General features: G+C 50.0%; 15 protein-coding genes and 4 tRNA genes. 6 read left to right on the top strand and 13 right to left on the bottom strand.

Going from position 1 to position 24930, the window contains the following annotated elements:
- Positions 1–17 precede the first annotated feature (17 nt).
- The 4 genes from ACMHXH_RS13265 to creD form a co-directional block, all read right to left on the bottom strand.
- On the bottom strand, positions 18–860 hold the full coding sequence (locus ACMHXH_RS13265) for a class I SAM-dependent methyltransferase (RefSeq protein WP_335912701.1): 843 nt from the start codon (positions 858–860) through the stop codon (positions 18–20).
- Between the two features lie 23 nt (positions 861–883).
- A complete protein-coding gene (locus tag ACMHXH_RS13260) occupies positions 884–1603 on the bottom strand; it encodes an SAM-dependent methyltransferase (RefSeq protein ID WP_144361374.1) in 720 nt (239 codons plus the stop codon).
- 10 nt (positions 1604–1613) lie between these two features.
- A complete protein-coding gene (locus ACMHXH_RS13255) occupies positions 1614–1871 on the bottom strand; it encodes a YjhX family toxin (RefSeq protein WP_025010861.1) in 258 nt (85 codons plus the stop codon).
- Positions 1872–2266: 395 nt separating this feature from the next.
- The gene (gene creD / locus ACMHXH_RS13250; RefSeq protein WP_411911894.1) at positions 2267–3688 is read right to left on the bottom strand and encodes a cell envelope integrity protein CreD; all 1422 of its coding nucleotides are present in this window, start codon (positions 3686–3688) and stop codon (positions 2267–2269) included.
- 276 nt (positions 3689–3964) lie between these two features.
- Here creD and ACMHXH_RS13245 point away from each other — a divergent pair, with 276 nt between their 5' ends.
- Complete coding sequence (locus ACMHXH_RS13245) at positions 3965–4930, top strand: DUF3187 family protein (protein ID WP_101095981.1); 966 nt, start codon at positions 3965–3967, stop codon at positions 4928–4930.
- Positions 4931–4993: 63 nt separating this feature from the next.
- Here ACMHXH_RS13245 and ubiK read toward each other — a convergent pair whose 3' ends face one another.
- On the bottom strand, positions 4994–5248 hold the full coding sequence (gene ubiK / locus ACMHXH_RS13240; RefSeq protein ID WP_025010065.1) for a ubiquinone biosynthesis accessory factor UbiK: 255 nt from the start codon (positions 5246–5248) through the stop codon (positions 4994–4996).
- Between the two features lie 260 nt (positions 5249–5508).
- Here ubiK and rep point away from each other — a divergent pair, with 260 nt between their 5' ends.
- Positions 5509–7521 (top strand): DNA helicase Rep, encoded by a 2013-nt coding sequence (gene rep / locus ACMHXH_RS13235; RefSeq protein ID WP_071476428.1) that lies wholly within the window; start codon positions 5509–5511, stop codon positions 7519–7521.
- A 27-nt stretch (positions 7522–7548) separates the two neighbouring features.
- Here the strand turns inward: rep and ACMHXH_RS13230 are convergent, their stop codons facing one another.
- The gene (locus ACMHXH_RS13230) at positions 7549–10203 is read right to left on the bottom strand and encodes a diguanylate cyclase domain-containing protein (RefSeq protein WP_052248223.1); all 2655 of its coding nucleotides are present in this window, start codon (positions 10201–10203) and stop codon (positions 7549–7551) included.
- Positions 10204–10423: 220 nt separating this feature from the next.
- Between ACMHXH_RS13230 and ACMHXH_RS13225 the strand changes: the two genes are divergently transcribed.
- The 4 genes from ACMHXH_RS13225 to ACMHXH_RS13210 all read left to right on the top strand — a co-directional run bounded on the left by ACMHXH_RS13225 (position 10424) and on the right by ACMHXH_RS13210 (position 10867).
- A tRNA-Arg gene (locus tag ACMHXH_RS13225) sits at positions 10424–10500 on the top strand.
- Between the two features lie 41 nt (positions 10501–10541).
- Positions 10542–10617, top strand: a tRNA-His gene (locus tag ACMHXH_RS13220).
- A gap of 34 nt (positions 10618–10651) precedes the next feature.
- Positions 10652–10728, top strand: a tRNA-Pro gene (locus ACMHXH_RS13215).
- Between the two features lie 62 nt (positions 10729–10790).
- Positions 10791–10867: transfer RNA gene (locus tag ACMHXH_RS13210), tRNA-Pro, on the top strand.
- 345 nt (positions 10868–11212) lie between these two features.
- On the opposite strand, the gene ACMHXH_RS13205 is transcribed toward ACMHXH_RS13210, so the two are convergent.
- The 7 genes from ACMHXH_RS13205 to ACMHXH_RS13175 form a co-directional block, all read right to left on the bottom strand.
- Positions 11213–13132, bottom strand: a complete 1920-nt coding sequence (locus ACMHXH_RS13205; protein ID WP_071476439.1) for an EAL domain-containing protein — start codon at positions 13130–13132, stop codon at positions 11213–11215.
- 8 nt (positions 13133–13140) lie between these two features.
- The gene (locus ACMHXH_RS13200) at positions 13141–13848 is read right to left on the bottom strand and encodes a transglutaminase-like cysteine peptidase (RefSeq protein ID WP_039035380.1); all 708 of its coding nucleotides are present in this window, start codon (positions 13846–13848) and stop codon (positions 13141–13143) included.
- A gap of 17 nt (positions 13849–13865) precedes the next feature.
- Positions 13866–14471: an OmpA family protein gene (locus tag ACMHXH_RS13195; protein ID WP_071476441.1), complete on the bottom strand. Its 606-nt coding sequence runs from the start codon at positions 14469–14471 to the stop codon at positions 13866–13868.
- Positions 14471–15874 (bottom strand): TolC family outer membrane protein, encoded by a 1404-nt coding sequence (locus ACMHXH_RS13190; protein WP_039035382.1) that lies wholly within the window; start codon positions 15872–15874, stop codon positions 14471–14473. The genes ACMHXH_RS13195 and ACMHXH_RS13190 overlap by 1 nt, the downstream gene beginning before the upstream one ends.
- A 33-nt stretch (positions 15875–15907) precedes the next feature.
- Positions 15908–17290, bottom strand: a complete 1383-nt coding sequence (locus ACMHXH_RS13185; protein ID WP_039035383.1) for an HlyD family type I secretion periplasmic adaptor subunit — start codon at positions 17288–17290, stop codon at positions 15908–15910.
- Between the two features lies 1 nt (position 17291).
- A complete protein-coding gene (locus ACMHXH_RS13180) occupies positions 17292–19463 on the bottom strand; it encodes a type I secretion system permease/ATPase (protein ID WP_335912702.1) in 2172 nt (723 codons plus the stop codon).
- Positions 19464–19565: 102 nt separating this feature from the next.
- The gene (locus ACMHXH_RS13175) at positions 19566–24590 is read right to left on the bottom strand and encodes a type I secretion C-terminal target domain-containing protein (RefSeq protein ID WP_335912703.1); all 5025 of its coding nucleotides are present in this window, start codon (positions 24588–24590) and stop codon (positions 19566–19568) included.
- Positions 24591–24930 lie beyond the last annotated feature (340 nt).

Below are 24930 nucleotides of genomic sequence, written 5' to 3'. Positions count from 1 at the left end.
TTTTAAATGGACTCAGGTCATGCCTTGGAGCATGCCATTAGGGTGTAGAGCTTGCCCTCAAAGGTATTGCTGCTGGGCCACACTGCAGTGTCTATCCGCTGAATATTGTTGAAGCCGCACTCGTTTAACAACTGCAGATATTCCTCATCTTGCCAAGCCTGCATCCGGCTGCCGAATCGCGTCACCTTGCCGTTTTCTTCAATCACCCAAAACAGTGTGGAACTGGTTTGGAGTGCCTCGTCCCAAGCATGCTCCGTCAGCAGCAGGTGGGGAGCATCGAGAAATAGGCCCTGTGAATGCCTTTGCCAGCTTGGCTCAGCCTGTCCCTGCCGTTTGACTTCATCAAAGCTGTGAACTTCTATAACAAGCTTGCCATTCGGCATCAGCCAGTTTGCACAATGCTTGAGTAAGTTCTTGGCATCCGCTGCGCTGAAAACATTCAGCTCACCGAAGGTCATCATGATGAAGTCAAACTTCTTGGTCGGCCGGTAGCTTCTGACATCCAGCAGTTGATAGTCGATATCCAGTCCAGCCGCCTGCGCTTGTTGTTGGGCGTAGGTTATAGAGGCTGGTGAGAAGTCGACGCCGGTGCAGCAAAAGCCGCGTTTTGCCAACAATTGAGTGTAAAAGCCGGGGCCACAACCCAGATCCAGCACTTGTGCGCCAGGAGCCAGCTGGCTGTAGAGCCAATTCACCTGGCGCTCAATCACCGCCAGTTTTCTACTGGCCCAATCGTGCTCCTGGCAGAGGTGGTTTTTCAGCATTCGCTGGCTGAAATCGGCATTATTCCAGGGAATTTTGCTTTCGTTCGGCGACAGCCTTATTGGCAAATGTTGGCTGATTAGCTTATTGATATTCATACATTTCCTTGCTTTTCTAAAGCTTACTTGTGTATGCGGCCTGTCATTTTGGTAAAGTTGAACCACTGGCCGTTTTCGGCGGCCATCATCTCGCGATCCCGTACGGCATAAGGGTTGTCGCATGCCAACCACTCCTGCCATGCCTGGGTGCACTGCCCGCTCTCTTCGCACTGCTCCATCTGTAAAAATGCGCTCTGTTGCCAGAGTTGCATCCACCAGTCGACGGTGAAAAAGTTCATCCCAGGCTGCCACCAGGGGGCCAGCTCAGGGGCAACGCTTTGCTGCAGTGGAAAAGGCTTTTTCAGCCCGGGCACCACTATGGCGACCTGGCCGCCCGGCTTGATAAAAGGGGCGAGGTGGGTGTCAAAAAACGCTGAACTGGCACCAAAGTAGTGGTAGGCATCGATAGACAAGACAGCATCGAAACTGTTTTCTGCAAATGGGGCATGTCCCGGCCGCATCTGGGTTACGTCAAAGTTCACTGCCGTGATCTTGTCTTTCACGCCTGCGGCCTTGAATCTTGCCTGATTGTCTTCGGCCGCTATCCAAAGATCCATAGCGGTGACTTCGAGGTTGAAGGCCTTTGCCAGATAGATGGAGGTGATGCCTGTGCCACAGGCCAAGTCCAGCACCCGCATCCCTGGTTGCAGTTGCAGTGACCGGCAGACTTCTTCGGCCAGCAGCAGGGCGTTGGGACCCATCATGTTGCTGTTGATATAGTCACGGGAAAATAGTGTATTCATCTTTCTTTCCTCAACGGTTGTCCAGTTGGGCGCGCACATTGTGCAAGCCGGCCGTGGTTATGCGATAGGGCTGACCTTTGACAGATTTGATCAGTTTTTTGGCTTTGAGCTTTTTGAAAATGGCGAGGGTACAGTCGCAAAGAACAAGCCCTTCGCGGCTATAACATTCAACGGCTGTGACGCGACCTGAAGTGTCGCGGAAATAACAAATGCGTCCGCCTTTGGCGAGGACGTGCAGGGTACGTTGTTCCTGACGGGATATATTCATACTGGAAAAACTCGATAATCATCATGAGCAAAACGTGCGGGCACTTGTCAGTGTCCACCTTTGATTTATGCGCATTGATAATCAGACCGACCTTGGAAGGTCAGTTAACTGATTATCTGATGATTACAATCTCCAGCATCAATGCCTCAATGAGAGTTGAAAGTAGCTTTACCGCTCAATTTTTACCACTAAGGATGTTAGATGTAAATCAACCGCTTGGGGAACTGTGATTTTAGGCTGTTTTTTGTGCAGGGTTATAACGGCAATACTAGGTCACTGATGAAGCTCATGTTTTGAATTGAAAGGCGCTCAGGTAAACGTGGGCTTATTCGTTTATCTGAGCGCCTTTGCATATTTGCTGCTTGGTTCAACTCTTAGGTTAAGTCCAGTGGGAACTACTCCTCGATTTGTTGGTGGCGGGTGAGGTACATAAGTATCAGCATTATCAGTACCAGCAATCCGGTTCCCATCAAGAGGGCGTAATCTTCCAGCTGGAGTATGGAGTAGAGTACACCGTAGAGACTTGCCAACATGGCGGCAACTATCGCTCCTTGGCGCCGACTACCACTGGCGCTGGCAACATACAGCGGAATACTGAGCAGGGGAACCGCAGCTGCCACCAGATAAGCGGTTAAAAACAGCAGGTGTTCCGACAGCGACAGCAGTAATAGATAGAAGAGGCACATGGCGCCACCCACCATCAGATACTGTACTGCGCTGAGGCGTGACTTGTTGCCCAGCTCGAAGATCAGCAGCAGTATGTAGGTCAGCAAAATAAAGAGTATGCCGTACTTGAGCGACCTTTCTATCTTGCCGTAGTGAGTCACGGGTTCGAACAGGGTGACACTGGCACTGATCTCGGTGAGATCCCGGCCATCACTGGCGCGGAACACCTGAGGGAAGTTGCGGCTCAGATGACTTATCTGCCAGTTGGCATCAAAACCTTCAGTGCTGAGATTACGGCTGGCGGGCAGGTAACCCTGAAAACTGGGATGTGGCCAATCGGCATGGATATCTATCTGGCTCAGTTCCGCCAGTGGCAGTACCTCCAAGCCCTCAGAACCTCTGAGGCTGAGCTGGAATGTCAGTTGGTATTCTCCTTGGCTCGGATCCAGCGCTATGGTGCGATGAAAGCCGCGGCTAAGGCCACCTGTGTTATCCAGCCCTGTACCTGACATCAAGCTGGGCACGCCCTGCTCACCAGCCAGATTAAAACGACTGACAGTCTCAATAGCCTGGTTGGCTGAAACGCCGAACACCAAGCGGGCCTGGTTATAGTCAAAGCCGAGTAGCCCTGGGATATTTATTTTAGGCAGTTCGAAGTCGGCCCGGCCTTTGACTTGGCCCAGATACACGAGTGACTGATAGATGCCGCGATGGCGGAATTCATGTTTAAGACCGGCATCGAGCGTCATGCCTTTGGGCAGGATCAAGAGTTCATCGCTGTAGACCTGACGACTGCGGTGTTGTTTGCCGTCGATATTGCTGTCGGAGATCACTTCGTAGCGAAATGGCAGTACCAAAACCGGACCGGCCAAGGTTTGGGCATCGCCCCAGGTATGGCCGATCTCACGCACCACTTGGCGATAGAGGCTTTCTCTGTCCTGGCTGAGATCCTGGATCATTCCAAGTGGGATCAATGACAACAGACCCACCATGGCCACCGCAAATAGCTTAAGAGTTAATTTGGATTTGAGTTGAGGCAGCGACGTGTGACCATTTTGTTTCTTCATTAGGCTTTTCAGCAGTAGATAAGCCCCGAAACCTATGGCTCCAAGCAAGGTCAGCGCTATTAGCATGAGGATAACTTGAAATATCATGAGGTATGTTCCTTTAACCTACTCGTTGCAGCATTAAAGCAGATTTGGCTGGAGATATCATGACAAGTCACTGATCAATAGTGGCAAAATTATGCCTATACCAAATTGGAGAAATATTGAATTAGGTTTACTTGAATAACGCCGACAAGTGAATGGTTTTACTGTCACATTTATTGTGACAATGTGGTCATGATTGAATCATCTATAATGAGTGTGAATCGATGCTGCAGTCATTTAAAATAACCGACCATGTGAATTGGTATGATGACTCTTATGAAGTACTTCTCTAAAGCTTGTTGGTTGCCGATTTTTTTCAGTCTGCCCCTGCATGCTGAACTGGCCGATTTTGACGACTATGGGCCGCTCAGGGTTTATGCCCAGTCTCCTCTGCAGTCCAGCAGTTTGACCCCCATGTTGCGTTCGGGCTTTTCCATGGCAAAGGGACAAAAAGAGTGGTATCTGACCGGTAATATGGCCAGCGTCTGGGCCGAGACAGAAGATTATCTGGCTGACTATTATCACAACTCTTTAACCGGTGGTCTCAAGTGGCAAATCGATGACCGTTGGATGTTGGACGCCAACTATACTTGGCGTTTCAGTGGTAACAACCATTTGGATTCACTGACAATGTGGTTTCACGATGCTTTCGGTTTTGATCAGAATGGTCGTGACCATCAGCCACGAAATCAGAATCAGATCTACTCCAAGCAACATAATGTGAATATCAGCGATTTTGGTGGTGAGACCCTAAACAATGCCTTCAACATTTATCTCGGGTATCAGTTGCTGCAGAATGAGCACCATGGCCTGTCTGTTGGGGGGAGCCTGTATTACAACTATGTGGGCTCGGGGCCTTTCGCCAATGAAAACTTTGAGCAGGCGTTGCAGCTGAATTACAGCTATCGCAACGGACGGCATAATTTCCATTCAACACTTGGCTTGAGTTTCCGTGAGGACGAAGAGGTACTGTCGGACATGCCTTATAAGTCCAATGCTTTGATGCTTGGGCTGGGTTATGAATATCGTGTTGGTCGTCATGGCTGGATGCTGGAGTATCACAGGTACGAAGGAATGACAGAAGCGGATGATGACTTCTCTGAAGCTTCAAATGAAGCTGTGCTGGGCTACCGCTATTATCTGGATCGCAGTGCTATAGAGTTTACTGTGATTGAAAACTTCCTCAACATGGATAACAGCACGGATATCGCCTTTACTTTGGGCTATCGGCATATGCTTTAATTTAGCTGTGTTGAAACATAAGGCCGCTCATGAGCGGCCTTATGTATTTTGGGGTGAGATGGGTTACTCAGCCTGCTCAGCTTTGGCTTCCAGCGCTTCGACTCTGGCTTGCAGGGCTTCCAATTTTTCCCTGGTTTTCAGTAACACGTGTTGCTGCACTTCAAACTCTTCCCGGGAGACCAGATCCAGCTTCAGCAATTGGTGTTGCAGTACTTGCTTGCTGCGTTCTTCAAACTCACCGGCAAATTGCTTCAGCCCAGAAGGCAGGTTTTCGCTCAGCTGTTTGGCCATTTCTTCGATTTTCTTGGGGTTGATCATCTCTTTAATCCACTGGCAAGGTTTTAACTGATTGTAACTTATAGGCTGCATTGAACCCAAGGCTAACCTAAGGAAGATGCGAACCCGTCCCATGAGTGCTCTGCTTTGGCTTACAGACCCGGAAGCAAGAATTGGAGCTCAGCAAATGGCCCTTGTCCTTTGCCAGAAGTATCCCTAACGGGATTTGGGGGCTGTCTCCGGCATTGATTCTGGTATGATCCCTGCTTCTAGAGTGTCCTTGTGTGAGATATCGATAACCCATGAAACTTAATCCTGCCCAGAATGAAGCCGTCCATTATGTTTCCGGTCCCTGCCTGGTATTGGCTGGCGCCGGTAGTGGCAAGACCCGGGTTATCATCAACAAAATAGCCCACCTGGTGCAGAAGTGTGGTTATCAGGCCAAGCATATTGCCGCAGTGACCTTTACCAATAAGGCTGCGCGGGAGATGAAAGAGCGGGTGGCTCAATCCATGGGCCGCAAGGAAGCCAGGGGACTGTGGATTTCTACCTTTCATACTCTGGGGCTGGAAATTATCAAGCGTGAACACAAGACATTGGGCCTCAAGGCCGGCTTCTCTTTGTTCGATGATCAGGACACCTTGGCGCTACTCAAGGAGTTAACCCAGGACGAGCTGCAGGAGGATAAAGATCTGCTGCGGGCGCTGGCGACCATGATCTCCAATTGGAAGGGGGGCTTGGTGATCCCGGATCACGCCCGCAAGATAGCCAAGGGTGAACAGGAGCAACTGTTTGCACTCTTGTATCAACGTTATGCCCAGCATATGAAGGCTTACAATGCGTTGGACTTTGACGACCTTATCCTGCTGCCAACTCTATTGCTGCGGCATAATGCCGATGTCAGAGCCCGTTGGCAGGCACGGATCCGTTACCTGCTGGTGGATGAATATCAGGATACCAACACCAGCCAGTATGAACTGGTTAAATTGCTGGTGGGGGAGCGGGCGCGTTTTACTGTGGTAGGCGATGATGACCAGTCCATCTACTCCTGGCGTGGTGCCAAGCCGCAAAACCTGGTGTTGCTGGGTAAAGACTTTCCCGAGCTCAAGCTTATTAAGCTGGAACAAAATTATCGCTCCAGTCAGCGAATATTACGGGCGGCCAATATTCTGATCGCCAATAATCCCCATGTGTATGATAAGTCGCTGTTCAGTGAGTTGGCCTATGGCGAGCCGCTGCGGGTACTGTTTGCTGCCAATGAAGAGCAGGAAGCCGAACGGGTGGTGGCCGAAATCATTCGCCATAAGTTCATGGGCAAGACCAGCTATGGGGAATACGCCATCCTTTATCGGGGGAATCACCAGTCCCGCTTGCTGGAACGGGCGCTGATGACCAACCGTATCCCCTATAAGCTCAGTGGTGGCACCTCATTCTTTGCCAGAGCCGAAATCAAGGACATCATGGCCTATTTGCGTTTGGTGGTGAATCCGGATGATGATAACGCCTTCCTGCGTATCGTTAACCTGCCCAAGCGTGGGATTGGCCCGGCAACCTTGGAAAAACTCGGGAATTTTGCCAACCAGAAACATATCTCCATGTTTGAGGCGATTTTTGCTCCTGAATTGAATCATCACCTGCCTCCGGCGGCTATGGGCTCACTCTATGAGTTTGGTCGCTTCATTGTCGATACCGGTGAAATCGCTCAGCGGGGTGAGGGAGTTGATGCTATCAAGCAGTTGATCCGCAAGATAAACTACGAAGATTATCTCTACGAGACCAGCACCAGTGCCAAGGCCGCTGAGATGCGGATGAAAAATATCTCCGAGCTGTATCGCTGGGTGACGGAGATGTTGGCCGGTGACGACCTGGATGAGCCCATGAGTCTGCCAGAAGTGGTTAATAGGCTGACGCTCAGGGACATGATGGAAAGAAACAATGAGGATGAAAGTGGTGATCAGGTGCAGTTGATGACGCTGCACGCCTCAAAGGGGCTGGAGTTTCCTTATGTGTTTATGGTGGGGGTGGAAGAACGAATTCTACCGCATCAGACCAGCATAGATGAAGATAATGTCGATGAAGAGCGGCGTCTGGCTTATGTTGGTATCACCAGGGCTCAAAAAGAGCTGTGGTTTATGCTTTGCCGTGAGCGGCGCCAATTTGGCGAAACCATGCGCTGTGAGCCCAGTCGCTTCTTGATGGAGCTGCCTCAGGATGACTTGGTCTGGGAAAATCGCAAGCCGCAGCAGAGTGAGCAGCAAAGGATGGAAACCGGTAAGGCTAATATCGCCAATCTGCGGGATATGTTCAAGAAGTAAGGGTTAGAGCCGGTTTCAAAACACGGCTTAGGCGCAAACTTGGGTTGCCGTATCTATGGGCTTGGTGCTGTTACCCTTGCTGCTGACTGGGTTCAAGCGATTCCCAAGAGCTTGTCCCTGGCCTGAGTTAAAGCCCATTTGTGCCAGTTGCTGTTTCTGCTCTTGGGTATTGATACCATCCAATACCAGCTCAAGTTCCAATGCACCAGCACTTAGGTTTATCGCTTTGAGTAAACGCCTGTGATGTGGGCTTTGCAGATGCGACACCAGGCTGGCATCTAGTCTCAGTACGTTGACCGGCAGGAAGGATAGGCTGATCAAGGGACTGTAACCACTGCCGTAACCTGTGATCCCCAGAGTGACTTGCAAACGTTTAAGCACTTCAAAACCATTGATATGGTTTTCCAAATCCCGTGACAGAGATTGTTCGTGGAAAAACAAACATAGGTCGGTAAGCGGGAACTGACAGTTCCTTAGGCAGTTTTTCAGGCTGCGAAGTGCATGTTTATGCTTGAGGTGCTGGCTACAGATGGCCAGATGTAATTTGGTGCCTGAGTTGAGTTGCAGCTTGGGAAGTTCACTGTTCAGCGCTTCGATTGCATACCTGTCCAGCTCCAGTTGTAAGTTGGCTTGCTCTGCCAAATTGGCGAGCTGTTGTTGTTTGATTTTACCGTGTTGTGGATGGGGCCAATACAGACGCACATCCAGGGCTTGAAGCTGCCCGGTTTTAAGATCCTGCACTGGGAAGTAATCGAGCTGGATTTGCTGGGTGTCCAGGGCGGTTCTCAACTCATTTTCCAGACTTACGTCTTGCATCAATTGCTGATGCGATTTTTCATCGAATACCACATAACAACCCTTGCCGCGGGTCTTGGCCATGTACATAGCAGTGTCGGCATCCCGCAAGATGGACTCACTGGTGTCATCCCTGTGATGGCCGCTGACGGCTATGCCGATGCTGGCGCCTGAGTTGAACTGTTTATCTGCTAGCTCATAAGGGCGTGACAGTTCCTTAAGGATCCGCTCTGCGACTTCTTTGGCATCGTCGGTTGTGCGTAATCCATCCAGCAAAATCACAAATTCATCTCCGCCCAGACGGGCGAGAGTGTCATTGTCGCGGATACAAAACTTGAGCCGACTGGCTGTTTCTACCAGAAACCTATCACCTTCCAGATGTCCTAGCGTGTCATTAATCAGCTTGAATCGGTCGAGATCGACGAACAAGAGTGCGAATTTATCTTGTAGATGACGGCGATTATGTTTAACGGCCTGGTTCAATCGCTCCATAAACATCAGCCTATTGGGCAGGCCTGTCAGGGCGTCGTGTTTGGCGTCGTGCAGCAGTTGTTGCTCAGCCTTACGGCGCTGGGAGATCTCTTTTTGCAACTCTTGGTTGGTGGTGGCCAGTTCACGGGTGCGTTCCAGAATCTTTTCTTCCAGTGCTTCGTTACTGCGTTTCAGTGCCTCTGTGGCCAGCTTACGTTCAATGGCTGTGGCGATATGCTGTGACACAAAGGTTAACAGTTCGAGATCCTTGAACTGGTAGTTCTGATGCATGCTGAAACTATAGATAGTTAGGGCACCGGCAATTTTGTCTTGAATAAATAACGGCACGCCGATCCACTGGTGCATGTTCTGTGTTTGATTCAGGTCAGGTGCCTTGCTGTAAATCTCTTTGGTGCACACCAGAGATTGGATATCGCTTTGATCCAGCAATACAGGACGTTTTAACCTGAGTAGGTATTCCACCAGTCCATCCATCAAGGGGCGACACTTGGGGGCGGTATCATTGAGTTGAGAAACATAGAAGGGAAAGTGCAGCTCAGTTGCGGTTTCATCCAGCAAGGCGATGTAACAGTTGTTGGCTGGTAGCAAATGGCAGAGAACCCGGTGCAGCTCGGTATAAAACTCGCGATCATCCAAGTTGGAGGAAGACAGTTCGGTTATCTCAAACAGGGACTTTTGTAGCCTCTCGGCTCGGCGTCTCTCATAAACTTCCTGTTTTAATCTACCATAGGCCTGGCTCAGCTCCTGGGTTCTTTGGCTGATGGCTTGTTCAAGTTGCTCATGATGCCGCAACCGTTCCATGACTCCTGCGATGTGATGGCTAATAAAAGCCATTAATTCAAACTCCATCTCGCCGTAGGAACTGGCTGGGTTGTAGCTTTGCACCACCAAGACACCAATAGCTCTGTCATTTTGTATTATGGGTACTCCAAGCCACTGATGACAGGATGACCCTAGAGCTATGATTTCGCCGGCATCGGCCAGTTGTTTTGCCTTATGTTCGTCACAAAGCAGGGGGGTGGCAGTTCGCAACACATAGCCGGTAAGGCCTTGCGTTAAAAGTTGGGATAACTCTTGCCCTGGATAGAGTTCGGAAGGGTGGGAGTCTTTTTCATCGGAGAAAAATGGTAGCTCAAGATGTTGTTTCTGGGCATCAAGCAGAGAGATATAAAAGTTGTCGGCAGGGATCAGTTGCTTAAGACATAGATGCATGCCCTGATAGAAGCCCTCCATAGAGGTAGCCTTGTTGGCAATATTGGAGATTTCCAGCAGTGCATTTTGGGTGGCTTCGGCTCGTTTATATTTGGCCGCCAGACGTTTGAGTCTGGCAACTCGTTTTTTCAGTCTTGAGATTTCCAGAGCCGAATTCTGATGGAAAGCGTCATCCCTAAACATGTTATCCGCCGAGGAACAAAATGATAATAGCTTTGTATGGTTTTTAATCAAAGGATAGAAATAACATGAAACATAGTATTATCCAAGTCAATTTTTTGGCTGGTGTCGGATATTTGTTGTACTGTTTCAGTCAAAACTTGAGCAAACAACCGAAAAAAAGCAAATCAGGTGTAGACGTGGGGGGGAAATCCACCTACTATATGCGGCGCTGACACGGCGGGCGCCCATAGCTCAGCTGGATAGAGCGCACCCCTCCGGAGGGTGAGGCCGAGGGTTCGAATCCTTCTGGGCGCACCAGTTTGATTCAAGCGTGCCAGTCAGTGAAAGAAATATCAGTGGTGATTGTAGCTCAGTTGGTAGAGCCCCGGATTGTGATTCCGGTTGTCGTGGGTTCAAGTCCCATCAGTCACCCCACTTCTTTCGTGAAGCGAGTCGGCTTCAAATCTTACGGTGATTAGCGCAGCCTGGTAGCGCATCTGCTTTGGGAGCAGAGGGTCAGAGGTTCGAATCCTCTATCACCGACCAAATTTGATTTATCTGACTTTACGTCGGGTAAAAGCTGGAAAGTATTCAGCAACACAGTATTTCGGTGATTAGCGCAGCCTGGTAGCGCATCTGCTTTGGGAGCAGAGGGTCAGAGGTTCGAATCCTCTATCACCGACCAAAACATTTAAGCCCCTGAGAAATCAGGGGCTTTTTGTTTTTATCTTCATAGTTTCGAGCTTGTGATGACCTTAAAGATATTCTCATGGGTACAAGTGGAATTCAGTGATTAGCGCAGCCTGGTAGCGTATCCTGACTTGGAAACCAGAGTGGAGTAGAGGGTCAGAGGGTCGCATCTTCCATCACCGACCAAAACACTTAAGCTATTGAGAAATAAGGGGCTTTTTGTTTTTTAGCATTCAAAGCCTTCCTGTTTTTATCCTCAAGGTGCGCGAGTATCTTGGAGCTTCCCTGTTTCGACGGCTTAGCCTAAAACAAAGGCTCCCCGAAGGGAACCCTATATCTGTTACTCAACATTCACAGGTGGTGAAATAAAGCCTTGGTATGCTTGGGTCTTTAGTGGTGTAAAGCGCTCCAATTGCGCTTTTTCCTGGATGCCTGTCACTATCACATCGATTTCCAATCCTCGGGCTACGTTGACCAATGCCCGGCACAATTCGCTGTTGTGCTGATTTTCATCATATTGAGCAAAGGATTGGTCCAGCTTGACATAAGCCGGCCGCAGGCTTTGCAGATAAGACATGGAGCCGAACTGACGGCCGAAGTGGTCTATCCCTATGCTGGCGCCATTGTCGCGAATTATGGTGCACAGCGCCTGGCAGGCGTCAATATCGGTATAGATGGCGGCTTCAGGTAACTCAAAGGCCAACCGGCTTGCGTGGCGGCTGTTACGCAGGAAGTGATTGAGCCATTCGTGGAACTTGGGATCGCTGATGCTGTGATGGGTCAGGTTAACCGCAATGGCTTCGGCATTCTTCTCCAACAACTCATCTTCACTGATCTTTTCAATCAGGCAGCGGTCGAGCAAGCTACCCAGAGACAATAGCTCGACATAAGGCATGAACTGGCCTGCATGCACCAGTTTGTCACCTATTTGCAACTGACAGAAAAGTTCCCGCTGCAGTATATTGTCAGACCCTTGATAGTGCACAGCTTGCCAACGGAAACGGAATTGTTTGCGGTTAATTGCGTCGGTAAGCTTATCGCGCCATTGTTCGCGGCTGAACAACTGCTGTTCGTTGGTCTCCAACCAGTGATAAACCTTGCCTTCCTTGAGGGCGATTTGCAGGGCGTTATCCGAGCGCGCCAGCAGCTCGGAACTGGTCATCTGCCCGATACGTTCGGCAATACCTATGGCGTAATCTTCATTGGGCTTACAACCCGCCTTGACCATTTCCTGGTTGGTTGTACGGATCAGGGTTTGTAGATACTTACTCAATTGTTCACGTTCAACATTGGTGATCAAGAAAGCAAATTCATAGGCGGCGATACGGGCAATGACAGATTCACAGATTTCGCCCAACTCATGCTGCAGTTTTTCTGAAAGCAGCTTGATGGTTTCGTCCCGTACCTGATAGCCATACTTGCTGTGGACTTCTTCGAGCCAGTCGAACTTGACCATCATCAGAGCGCCGCTGCCGGGTTCACCTAGCCAACCGCCAACGCGGCCCATCATATACTGACGATTAGGCAGGTTGGATACCTGATCCACCAGATTCTTTTTCCTGAGTGCAGTGACTTCTTCATCCAGAGAACTGAAAATTTTCTTCAGTTGGGCTGACATGCTGTTAAAAGCGTTGACTACATCCCTGAGTTCCAGGGTTTTAGGCAGCGGCATATCCGGGCCGAATTCCCGTTTGGCAATGCTTTTAGCGTGTTCGGCAATGGAGTGCAGCGGGCTGAGGATCCATGTCAGGCCCAGGCGTGCAAACAATATGGCGACCAAAAATAGAATTGAAAAGGCTATTAAGGTATGGCTCATAATGCGCCACAGTTCGTGGTAACCAAACCCAGGGTGTGCGGTAATTTCCAGTTTGGCCAGTTGCAGCCAACCTGAAGTAATGGTGCTTTCTTTACGCAAAGGGGTAAAGATCCCCAGATTGATAAACCATTGGGGAACATCTTCGATGCGGATATTGTTATTCCAGACCTGCTGTTTGCCATCAACCAGCCAAGTTAGCTTCACCTGTTGGTAATAGCCTCCCTCGAAGATGACATTAACCATGGTTTCTGCGGTGGCGAGATCACCGGCCTCCAGTGATGGAACCAACATCAATCCCAATGAATGGCTGACATTATTGAGGTCCGACTCCATCTGCTCGGTTAGAAAGTTCTGGGTCTCATTGAATTGCACATAGCCCACACTGGCGACAACCAAGAGAAACAGCCCAAACAGTAACGAGTATATCTGTCGAAACAGTGTCATTGCTGTAGCTACTCCAGTTTTAATTTTGGCTGACGCAAGCGATCAGCCCCTAATCTGTGTCTCAGATCATTCCACTTTTCCAAGCGAGCGGATGATCCTGCTAATACACCGCGTCCTTTCTCTTTGTTTAGCCACAATTGTTTACCGTTAAAGCTGTATACCGGGATCAGATCTCCACGTTGTGTTGCCGGTTTGAGCTCGCGGTCCAGATTGTCCAGAATAAGAGGGACAGAGGAGGGCGTCTCATAATAGGCCAGCACCATATGGTACTGATTAACACTGGTTGCTTTAACCATAGTGATGCGCATCTTGTCTTCAGGGATGCCCAACTGCAGCAGTGTGAAGTATTTGGCGATGGAGAAGTCTTCACAGTCACCGCCATTTACTCCGATAAACTCCAAAGGGGTGGCCCAGTAATTAGCCATCCCCCAGAGTTTGCTATCATCTACAAAGCGAAACAGGTTAAAGAAGTTGTTTACCTTGGTGATTTTTCCCATATCGTCCAACCCTTGCGCCTCGTCCAGTATCTTGAACCAGGCTCTGGCCCTGAGGCCTGCCCGCTCGCCATAACGTGATTCCAGCGTTTTGGTAATGCTGTTGGCGTCTAGCTGTTGGGTGGATGCGGCGTACAGGCATGACACGGCCAGAGTCGATGCCAGTACTGTGTAATGGCAGACCCTTCTGAGCAGTGAATACTGGTTGAGCCTGCCTGTCATATGGGGATATCAAGGTCCTATTTCACTTCTTGATCCACAGTGTAGATGTTCCACTTCATATCGGCCATAGTATCCTCGCCTGTTACCTCGGCGATAACCCGGCGGTTACGTTTGTGGGCCAACTGAGTGTCTGTTGGATCTACAGGTTTATCGTAGCTGTAACCTACTGCGGTTAGTCTATCGGCGGTAATGCCGAATTGATCTTCCAGCACTTTGGTTACGGCATTTGCCCGATTTTGCGATAGCTTCAGGTTGTGATCATAGCTACCGGTACGGCTACAGTGCCCTTCGATGGTCACCTTGGTGCTGGGATATTGCTTCATAAAGTCAGCAATGACACCAATTTGATCATAATACTGAGGATCTATGTAGAAGGAATCGTTGGCAAACAGTATCTTCAACTCGGAGCGTTCATTGATAGGCTTGATCTTACCACAACCATAGTTATCAATGTTGGCACCTTCGACAGTGCCTGAGCAGCGTTCACGGGCTTCAATAACACCGTCTCTGTCATGATCATTGAGGTCGTTGACCTGAGCCGTCGGTTGATCCATGGATACAGTGTCACGCATTGAGCAACCCGCCAGTATGGCGACGCTAAGCAGAGTGATAAAGAGTTTCATTATTTAACTCCTCCTTCATATTCACGCTCCCCTTTCCATACATCGGGGCGAGTGACTCTAAGCGAGTCGAGTAGTTGTCCTGTGGCATTGAGTACGCGGTATTTGGCAATCACTTCGTCATACTCGGCGGTCAGATAGTCTTTCCTGGCTTCAAACAGTTCATTCTCGGTATCCAGCAAGTCGAGCAGGGTACGCTGACCCAGGTTGAATTGCTGTGAGTAGGCGACTTGAGTGTCCTTGGCTGCAATGACATGATCGCGAATATATTGCTTCTGTGGTCCCAGGAACTCGTATGCGTTCCAGGCAAGGTTGGCGCCTTCAACCACTTCACGATAGGCGCGCTCACGGATCTCCTTCGCTTCACCTATCTTGTAGCTGGCTTCTTTTTCACGGGCTAAATCACGGCCACCAGCGAACAGGTTGTAACGCACTCTCACCATGGCAAGAATGTCATTGTTGTGGCCACCGACATTTTGGCTGGCGATCCGGCTAAAGCCGTCTTCACCGTCCAGGTTGTTGTTCATGTTACCTTCTACTTCCAGCGTGATCTTGGGGTAGTAGTTGGATTGAGCCGAAGACTTCTCATATTCGGCGGCGCGGATATCACTGGCGGCCGATTTGAGAATGGGATGGTGCTCCTGGGCCATCTTGATACTGGAGTCTACGTCCGCCGGCAACATATCGGCATCCGGAACCGGTACTATCAGGTCTTCCGGTTGCTGATGAGTAATGCGGAAAAACTGACTCTTGGCATCGAGGAAGTTATTGCGTGCAGACACTACGTTGGCATTGGCGCGAGCTAGACGACCCGTGATTTGCGACAGATCCGCGGTAGAGCCCAAGCCCGAATCGGTACGTTGCTTGATCTGCTCGTAGATGTCCTGGTGGCTCTTGAGGTTTTTCTCTGCCAGCGTCAACACCTGCTCGCTACGTATATAGTTGATATAGACCTTGGCAACATCCAGCGCCATATCTTCAGCAGCGGCAAACAGCGCCCATTGATCGGCACTGGCTTCGAAGCTGTATCTGTCGACTTCACTGCTGGTAAAGAAGCCGTCGAACAGCATCTGCTTGATGCTGACACCGAATTCGCCCCGTTTTAGTTCAATTTCATCATCCGTGGTGCCGGCCAAACGGCGGCGGGTAGCCGGACTGTCAGTGTATTCATAGCCATAACCACCGGTAATATCTACCGTTGGCATGTAACCGGCTATCGCCTGGTTTACCTGCTCTTCACGAGCTTTGAAACGGTTAAAGGCAAGTCGTAGTTCCGGGTTGGTATCCAATGTTTGCGCTACGGCTTGTTCCAGGGTCTGACTAAACCCTGCCGTGGGCAACATCAGCCCGGTAATCGCCAGTGCCAAGGCACTGGGTTTCACCAGCCGAGTAACTTTCTTGTTCATGCTAAACCCTCCAGGTTTATTGTGACTATGAGCCTAGCGTTCTCTTAACGCTGTTTCTTTGGCTCTTAGAATGGGATTAAGTATGTACTCAAGGACAGTTCTTTTCCCGGTAATTACGTCAACAGAGGTCAACATGCCGGGAATAATGGGCATCTCAGTGCCATCGTCTTTAATTAAGCTGGACTCTTCGGTCCGCACTTTTACCAAATAAAAGCTGTTGCCCTCTTCATCCTGAGTGGTGTCTGCACTTATCTGTTCCACTGTGCCTTTTAACCCGCCGTAACGGGTAAAATCATAGGCAGTAACTTTAACTATGGCGGGCAGCCCCGGATGCAGGAAGGCGATATCCTTTGGCAAAATTCGGGTTTCGATCAGCAGTTGGTCTTCGGAAGGGACTATCTCCATAATATCGATACCAGGTTGGACTACTCCTCCCAGTGTGTTGATATTTATTGTTTTAATGGTTCCGTTGACCGGTGAGGTGATAACGGCTTTGCTGACTTTATCCTTGGTGCCTACCTGGGCTTCATTCATGCGTGCCAGCTTGGCCTGCATTTCATTGAGTTGTGCGCGGGAATCGGCGGCATAAACCAATACCGCTTCCCGACGTTTGAGAATCGCCTCATCCATGTTGGCCTTGAGTTTGGGACGCATCACCCTGAGGGTCGCCAGCTCGCCTTGAATGTCGTTAACTGTACGTTCCAGTTTCAAGAGTTCCACCTCGGGCACTATGCCTTTTTGTGCCAAAGGTTTGGTCAGTTCCAGTTCACGGCTGACCAAGCGGTAACTGGTGCTCAAGGTGCCGATTTTCGAGGTTAACTCTTCGGTTTCCTGTTGCCGCTGTTGAATTTGTCTTGCCTGGATCTCCACTTGGTTGCTGAGGTTATCCAGGCGTCCGGCGTATTCTTCCTGCTGGCGCTTGACCAGTTCGGGTTCTTTTTCTGTCAACTCGGCAGGAAATACCAGCGGGATCTTGGTGATTTTGAGCTGTTCGCGCCAGTCGTTGGTCATATCCGAGATAAAGATGCTATTCAGTTCGGCCTGAAGGCGAATAACATTGGCCTGCAGGCTATAGACCTCTTGTTCCTGCTGGGCGGCATCGGAACGAAAACGGGTATCGTCTATGCGTACCAAGGGCTCACCTTGTTTGACCAGCATGCCTTCCTGAACGTACATCTCTTTCAAAATGCCGCCATCCAGACTTTGGATGACCTGAACCTGGGAAGAGGGGATCACTTTACCCGTGCCCTTGGTAACTCGGTCGAGGGATGCAAAATAGGCCCAGGTGAGGAAGCAGAGTATCATCGCCGCCAGCGACCAGATAATCAATCTGTGGCTGGTGGGTGCATCTGTCATCATGGCGCCGTAGACATCGTCTACCATTTCCAAGTCATCAGAAGTCAGGTGCTTATTCATATTACTTGCCTCCTGCCATCAGCCCTTGGTTGAGCTTTTCGAGCACCTTGTCTTTGGGACCATCGGCAATGATGTGGCCTCTATCCATCACTATGATGCGATCCACCAGATTCAGCAGGTGCATCTTATGGGTGATGATCAGTAAGGTTCTGTCGCGGCTGACATTATGCATCGAGCGCATGAATTGCTTCTCGGCTCTGGCATCCAAGCTGGCTGTGGGTTCATCCATCAACAGCACTGGTGGGTCATTGAGTATGGCTCTGGCCAAGGCCACTGTTTGACGCTGTCCTCTGGACAGCGAATGGCCGCCTTCACCTACCTGTTGATCCAGGCCTTCTGATTCCAAGTCGGTAAACAGGTTGACTCCGGAGAGCTGTACGGCTCGGATCAACTGATGTTCTGTGACCTGACGGGTGCCGAAGAGAATATTGTCCCGAACCGAACCGTGGAACAGGGTGACATCCTGTGGCAGATAGCCGAAGTTACGGCGTAGATCGCTCGGGTGGATCTGGGCGCTATCTATGCCATCGTATCTTAGGCTACCGTTGCTGGGTTTAAACAGTCCAACCAACAGCTTGGCCAGAGTACTCTTGCCGCTGCCGTTACGGCCGATAATGGCTATCCGCTCGCCGGGACGGATCCTCAAGGCGAAGGGGTGCAATACAGGTTTTTCCGAGCCGGGGTAGCTGAAGCTGAGGTCGTCGGCTTCTATCTTGCCCATCAATCGTTGTTTGCTGACAAGGTGGCCTTTGTTTTCAAATTCATCTTCCTGGGTCATTATCTGATCCAGCTGTCTCAGCGCGCTGGCAGTTTGGTTGGCTCGGGTCATTAAATTAGCCAGCTGTGCCATAGGCGCAACGGCCCTACTGGCAAGCATCACAGCAGCAATGATCCCACCCATGGATATATCATTATCGGCAACCCGGTAAACCCCTAGAATAACGACACTGACGACGGTCAGCTGCACCACAAAGTTGGCGACATTGGCCACTGAGTTGGAAAGCTTTTTCGAGCGTAACTGCCAATTGGCCGTGTGACCTATCATCTGCTGCCAGGCTTTCTGTACCAGGCCTTCTGCCCCATAGGATTTAATGGATTCCAGAGAGGCAAGACTCTCGATCAGATGACCATGCTTGAGGCTGGCAAATTTATTGCTTTCCTCAATAGCGGTCTTGAGCCTGGGTTGGACAATCAAGGTATAGCCGATGATGATGAGGCTGGCGAAAAGGGGGATCAGCGCCAGATCGCCTGCGACCAGATAGATAATCAACACAAACAATAATGCAAAGGGTAGATCAACCAGCGTGGTTATTGTTGCCGAGGTGAGGATCTCCCTGATGCTGTCAAACTCACCCAGCTGACGCGCCATACCACCGACACTGGCCGAGCGGTTTTCGAGGGGAATGCCGATTGCCTTATAGAACAGTCGCGATGAGACTATGATGTCGACTTTCTTACCGGCAACATCGATAAGGTAACTTCTCAGCTGCCTCATGACCAAATCAAACAGATAAGCAATACCGGCTCCGATAGCCAGAACCCACAGTGATTCGAACGCCAGGTTGGGCACCACTTTATCGTAGACGTTCATGATAAACAGCGGTGAAACCAGGGCAAACAAGTTCACCAAGATTGAGGCAATCAGTGCATCACGATAGATGGGGGCCGAGTCTTTAATGGTTTGCAGTAGCCAGTGTTTACTGTGGTCATGATGATAGACATCAAATCCCATATCGCCACGGTACTGTTGTTTCACCAGAAACAGATAGCCTACATAGAGGGTTTCCAACTCTTCTATAGATAGGCGTTGTTCGCCGCCGGTTTCCGGCATTTGGATCACCGCATGTTGTTGTTCCAGATCCAGTTCGCGCAGGATGCAAGCTTTCTTGTCTTTCAAAAGCAAAATACAAGGAAGCTGAATGGCAGTAACCTGATTCAAGCCTTTACGGGAAAGCTTTGCCGTCAGACCGGCCCTGGCAGCAGCCTGTGGCACCAGTTCCGGTGACAAAACGGCTGAAGACAAGGGGAGGCCTGCCGCCAGAGACTCGCTGGAACAGGGGCTGCCGAAGTATTCTGTCAATAGAACCAGGCTATCGAGCAGAGGGTCCACAGTGACTCGCTGGGAAGCCGAGATAGTCCATTGTTCAGGTTTAGGTGAAGCGGATGCGGTCACAGAACGACTTATCCTTTCGTTTTATATGATTAATTCTAGTATCAGCCATGCCGGCCTATATTGCGAATTGCAATATAGGCCGGCCTTCAAATCAAAGAGCTTTTAATACACTTCGTCTGGTTTTGACTGCTCCAGCCCAGAAGAACTACTCTGGCTGACATAGGAAGCACCTGGATTGGCCGATTGAGTATCGACAAGCAGAGGACCATCGCCGTTACTTCCCAGCAGGCCATTGATAATGTCGCTTTCATCACTGCCGTATTCCGCAAACAGGTCGACACCGTCGAGCACTATATGCTGATCGAATTCACCGTCCAGATCCGCATCGATAGAGATGGTGGTATTGCCATCAGCAACACTGAACTGGAAATATTGCTCCAGTGAGTTGTGCTCTTCACCCAACAGTAGCTCACTGAGATCCAGCTTATCTTTGTTGAGTTCAAAGTCAGTGATGTGGTCGGTGCCGGTTTCTCCTGCTTTCCAGCTGAAGGTATCTACGCCTTGACCACCAGTGAGCCAATCATCACCATTGCCGCCAACCAGCAGGTCGTTGCCATTACCACCGAACAGCATGTCATTACCATTGTCGCCGTAGAGTTCATCATTACCGCCTTGGCCAAACAGAATATCGCTTCCGTCACCGCCGCGGATGATGTCACCCATATCATTAATGCCTGACTTATCAAAGAGGTTAGGATGCTCGCTGATATAGCCGTGAATTTCAGCATCGGTTGCATTGCTTTGGCCCAACTCGCCGGCAATAAAGGCTTTGAGTGCGCTGTAACCCTGGCCTTGAATGCCATCAAAGCGAATCACATCACCGAAGATGATGTCGTTACCCGCACCGCCATCCAAGGTATCTGAGCCAGGTATATCGGTGATTTCATTGCCGAGAATAGCCTCGGCTAGTTCATCGGCAGAGACATTGGTTTGGACATTTCCATCACTGTCAAACTGTTGCAATGTGCCAGTCGAAATATTGTTACCTATCCCTATGGCTTGCACAATGACATCATTGCCTGTCAGTAATGGCAGGGCACTTAGGGCGTTTTGCAATGCCCAGTAATTACCATTGAGGGTGCTTGATATCTCGTAAGTACCGTCCCCTTGCGCTCGAATATGACCAATATAATTCGGACTCCAATCCCCTCTATCTTTGCTCCATTGATAAAGGTTACCGTCGGCATCTATGATTAGTCTCGCTTCTCCTCCGATATTGGCGTAAAACGCCTCACCCAGAGTAAAGTTATTGACGTTGACCAAGTCATCCAGAGTCTCGCCAGTCTTTCGATTGACTATCGGGTTGGTATCCTCATAGTACTGATAGACAGATGGCGCGCCATCCGTGATAAAGAATGCCAGATTCTCAGCGTTACTGTTGGCAAGAGCCGTATCGCTGTGGAACCAGTTGGCCGTTGTCTTGATAACATCTTCATAGTTGGTGCCACCACCGGTCCAATAACCTCCATCCATGCTATCGATAACGGTTTGGAGCTTACTCAGGGCATCTGGATCTCCCAGGTCGACGCTGACTGACAAATTAGCTTGAGAGTCGAAATCGGTCAGGAATATGTTAACTGTGCCGGCATTATCTGAATCGGCGCTGGCTTTCAGTGTCTCAAATACTTGAGTCAACTGAAGTTTCATCGCCTCCATAGCCCGATATCCAATACTTCCTGAGCTATCGACCATAAAGGCGATATTGTAATCCTGCCCGGGAACCACGACTGAGCCATCCAGGTCGCCGATAACGATATCTTCGGCGTTACCCAAATTGAGCGTTTGAGCGCCTGGGCCCGCTTCAGTGACCTGATAGTTAAATACAGGCACCACAGCGATATTGCCACTGTAAGAGTCGCCATCGGCATCGGTTACCGTGACCGCAAAGTCCAGGTCGCCGTCTTCGGTGCCCTGCATCGTCTGGTACTGATAGAAGTCCCAGTGACCCGTGCCAGGGGTGAATTCCAGCTTAAAGACCAAGTCGCCCGAGTCTGTTTGACCCAGCAAAGTATTGCCTGAAAGGGTCACTTCAACGGCTTCCCCGTCGGCGGTCACCAGGGATGTGTCGGTCACACCTGCCAATGCAAGGCTGCCTTGGCCATCAGCGCCCCATTGGGCCGTTACTTCACCTGAGGCATAGGCGATTGCCGGGGCGTCGCCTGTGCCAGTGAACTCTAAGGATTTGATGGTGAAGTCACTGTTGTCTTCATGGCTGGGAGCTTTACCGTTGTCGGTTGCCTTGATAACAACTCTATCAAAGCCGCCATCCTGCACGTTAAAGTCAGCCGCATAGTCACCGTTGCTTTTATCCGAGCTGAAAGTTTGGCTGGATATCAGTTGGCCATCACGCCAGAACTCAACCACACCGCTTTCAAGCTCACCTCCAAAGATATTGGCAAACTCTATCTTCATGCCGAACGCCAGGGTATTGGGGTCCAGATCTATGATGATCTCTTCAGAAACCCCAGTGCCATCGGCAAATACCCGGAAATCTATTTCGTTATCTATGTTGTGGTATGGCGAGCCAACACTGGCAACCCCTATGCCTGAACTACTGCTGTTAATGTTTGCAGAGGTCAGAGTGTGATCGGTAGATGAGGTGAAACCTCTGGCCGTGATGGTGAAACCATCAAAGTTCAGTTGCCCTCTATCATCAGTGTCACCGGTCAGATTGAAGGCACCGACCAGGGTGTCCGGGATATCGGTTGCCGTAGCCGTTACCGGTGCGGTATCCGGCATGTAAGGCGCATCATCTTCAACGCTGACCACGAAGCTGCCGGAGACAGTACCGCCATTGCCGTCATTGACACTGACACCAAAGGTCAGATCTTTAACATCTTCAATGCTGGTATCTGGGTGATCTATTGGTCCCAACAGATTGACCTGATAGTCCCAATCACCGCTGCCATTACCCGCTGGCGGTGTCAGTACCACAGTCATTACTGAAAGGTTACCTACAGAGCCTGTCAGGGTGTGAGTCGCAGCGTCCCACTGCCAGGTAACAGTCTGGCCACCTGAGGTGATACCGCTTGGTGGTGTCAGGCTAACAGTCAGTGCATCAGCATCCACATCCTGAAGTTGGATAGTGCCATTTGCAGTGGCACTGTCAGTGGTATCACTGCTGCCGTTTGAATCCGGCAGGCCATTGGTCAAGCCTTCCTCAGAGACAACGGCATTGGTTGTGGTAACGATAATCGGAGCGTCGTTGACACTGTTGACCTTGATAGTCAGGGTCGCAGTATCACCATTGTTGGTCACATAGGTGATAACGGGCACAGTACCGTTCCAGTTGGCTTCCGGAGTGAAGGTATAACTACCATTCAGGTTGATAACCAGAGTGCCACCTTCAACCGAGACTTCTTCTCCTGCGCTGTAGACTTGGCTATCCCCGGCTACAGTAAAGCTCGCCAACTCAAGGTCTTGGCCATTGTTTAGTTCACCTGTGTCATTGTCAAAAATGTTGCCGCTTGCCAGCTGATCTTCATTGATTTCCTGGTAATCATCCACAGCAGCCGTGTACTTCTCGACTTTAACATCCAGAGTCGATACAGCGGTTTGGTTGTTGTTATCTGTACCAACAATCTCAATACCTGAAATCTTCAGCGAGTCGACATCTATACTATGAGGCAGATTCCCTATCAGCTCGGCGTTGACTATGATATTGCCTTCACTGCCAGCCGCTATGGCAGACCAATCCAGGCTTATCTTCAATACATCTTTGTTGGGGCCATTACCCGGCATTGAAGCTATCAGATACTCACCCTCAAGGCGCCAGCTCAATGGGAAGTTTTCTCTTATCCCTTCCACTGTAATACCGCTGAAGTCACCATTTTGATAGTTGAAGCCGAAGTCTGAAAGTTCACTGTCACCGGCCTTGAAGCGCAGCGATTGTTGATCTGTATCCAGGTTGTCATCCTGCAAACCAAATTCATCCAGACTGGCCAGTGCATGGGAGATAATAGCGACTGGTGCGCCTCCTGGTGCATCCAGGTGAATATCCAGATTACCAGTGGTCTGGTCGCCGTCACTGTCGGTGACTACAACCTCAAAGTCCAGATCCAGAGGCTCTGTTGAGCTGACGATCTCCTGAGCGGTTGTGCCGGTCAGTTGGAACTTGGCACCGTCAGGCGTTACAGCACTCAACTCGATATAGGCGATAGCGCCCAAATCACTGATAATTTCGTTGGGGCCGATTTCGCCTTCACCCAACAGTTGGCCATTGGCGTCATAGGCCTTGTAGTGCACCAGCATAGGGTCGTTATTACCGACGTTGAAGTTAAAGCTGGCACTGGCTACTGTGTCTGCATAGTCAACGATAAGGGTCTCACCACCGGAAACCCAAGGGTTAGCCACCCCAAAGCCGTTATCTGTACCATTGACGTCGGCCAAGTCCCCGTTGCCATCACGGCCATAAAGTGTGAAAGCAACTTCGGCATCAGAGGGCACTTTGCTTGGATCGTTGTAAATGTCGTAGGCACCGGTAGCATTGTCATAAGTGACATACACAGTGCCACTGATACCGCCTTTACCTCCAACCAGTGCGCCGATGTCGATCTCTTTCAGCTTATCTATGCTCTGTAGTATATCCAGTTGATAGCTGTCGCTGTTTGGATCTGTGCTGAGAGTAAAGATCAGCGTCTGATCAGGGTTAGACGCATCATAGGCCGTAGCAGGGTTTTCATCGCTTGTATAAGCGAACAGTTGATCCGGGTTGTTTGGATCGACAAAGAAGAAGACTGTTTTGCCTCCGGCTGTGATATCAGACGCACCAAAGTAGGTTTGAGAACCAGCATCCCAGCCGTTTACGTTGCCGCTGAGATCGGAGGTGTAAGCTTGATCTACCCCACTGGTATCAAGCGTACCGATATAAGTATCAGGAGCATTGGTACCATTCAGAGGACCAGCAATCAGAACGACCTCATCATCCGCTACAGTAAGGTTAACTGTGCCGCTAGCACTATTATTGAGCGAATCGACAGCGTTAATAACAATGCCTGTGATATTGATTGAATCGATATCAACAGGAACACTCCCATGTTGTAAGTTATCCAGCAAAGTTGCAGTGACACTGACATTACCTGTTTGACCTGAGCCAATAACGCCACCATTAAGTGATAAAACAATCATTGGTGTACCGTCAATGCTTCCTACCAAGTCTCCGGAGCTGCTATCGACGAGCCAGGTAATATTCCCATCCAAACCGCTGACAGTAATTCCTGAAGTTGGACCAAACGTGAAGTCGATGATATCGGCCGCACCACTAGCTGTGAATGTAAGGAATGAACTATCAGTGTCATGATTATCTCCAACAGTATCAGCATCTTGCAAAGATAGGTTAATACTGCCTCCTCCGAGAATGTCATTGTCGGTGATCTGGGCGGTGCCCGTCACAGTGCCATTCGCGCCGGTGCCGCTCAGCGTATAGTCTTCGGTGCTCTCAAAGATGGTGTCATCGGTGGTATTGACC

Source organism: Shewanella sp. BJSY2023SW001, from assembly GCF_047314685.1.
Taxonomy (GTDB): Bacteria; Pseudomonadota; Gammaproteobacteria; order Enterobacterales; family Shewanellaceae; genus Shewanella; species Shewanella indica.
The sequence above is the reverse complement of the archived record's forward strand: the minus strand, read 5'-3'. Positions and strand labels throughout refer to the sequence as shown.

Excerpts from the sequence above, each read along its gene's own strand:
- ACMHXH_RS13265 (WP_335912701.1), bottom strand. The coding sequence starts at position 860 with ATGAATATCAATAAGCTAATCAGCCAACATTTGCCAATAAGGCTGTCG.
- ACMHXH_RS13260 (WP_144361374.1), bottom strand. The coding sequence starts at position 1,603 with ATGAATACACTATTTTCCCGTGACTATATCAACAGCAACATGATGGGT.
- ACMHXH_RS13255 (WP_025010861.1), bottom strand. The coding sequence starts at position 1,871 with ATGAATATATCCCGTCAGGAACAACGTACCCTGCACGTCCTCGCCAAA.
- ACMHXH_RS13245 (WP_101095981.1), top strand. The coding sequence starts at position 3,965 with ATGAAGTACTTCTCTAAAGCTTGTTGGTTGCCGATTTTTTTCAGTCTG.
- ubiK (WP_025010065.1), bottom strand. The coding sequence starts at position 5,248 with ATGATCAACCCCAAGAAAATCGAAGAAATGGCCAAACAGCTGAGCGAA.
- rep (WP_071476428.1), top strand. The coding sequence starts at position 5,509 with ATGAAACTTAATCCTGCCCAGAATGAAGCCGTCCATTATGTTTCCGGT.
- ACMHXH_RS13230 (WP_052248223.1), bottom strand. The coding sequence starts at position 10,203 with ATGTTTAGGGATGACGCTTTCCATCAGAATTCGGCTCTGGAAATCTCA.
- ACMHXH_RS13205 (WP_071476439.1), bottom strand. The coding sequence starts at position 13,132 with ATGACACTGTTTCGACAGATATACTCGTTACTGTTTGGGCTGTTTCTC.
- ACMHXH_RS13200 (WP_039035380.1), bottom strand. The coding sequence starts at position 13,848 with ATGACAGGCAGGCTCAACCAGTATTCACTGCTCAGAAGGGTCTGCCAT.
- ACMHXH_RS13195 (WP_071476441.1), bottom strand. The coding sequence starts at position 14,471 with ATGAAACTCTTTATCACTCTGCTTAGCGTCGCCATACTGGCGGGTTGC.
- ACMHXH_RS13190 (WP_039035382.1), bottom strand. The coding sequence starts at position 15,874 with ATGAACAAGAAAGTTACTCGGCTGGTGAAACCCAGTGCCTTGGCACTG.
- ACMHXH_RS13185 (WP_039035383.1), bottom strand. The coding sequence starts at position 17,290 with ATGAATAAGCACCTGACTTCTGATGACTTGGAAATGGTAGACGATGTC.
- ACMHXH_RS13175 (WP_335912703.1), bottom strand. The coding sequence starts at position 24,590 with ATGATTGTTTTATCACTTAATGGTGGCGTTATTGGCTCAGGTCAAACA.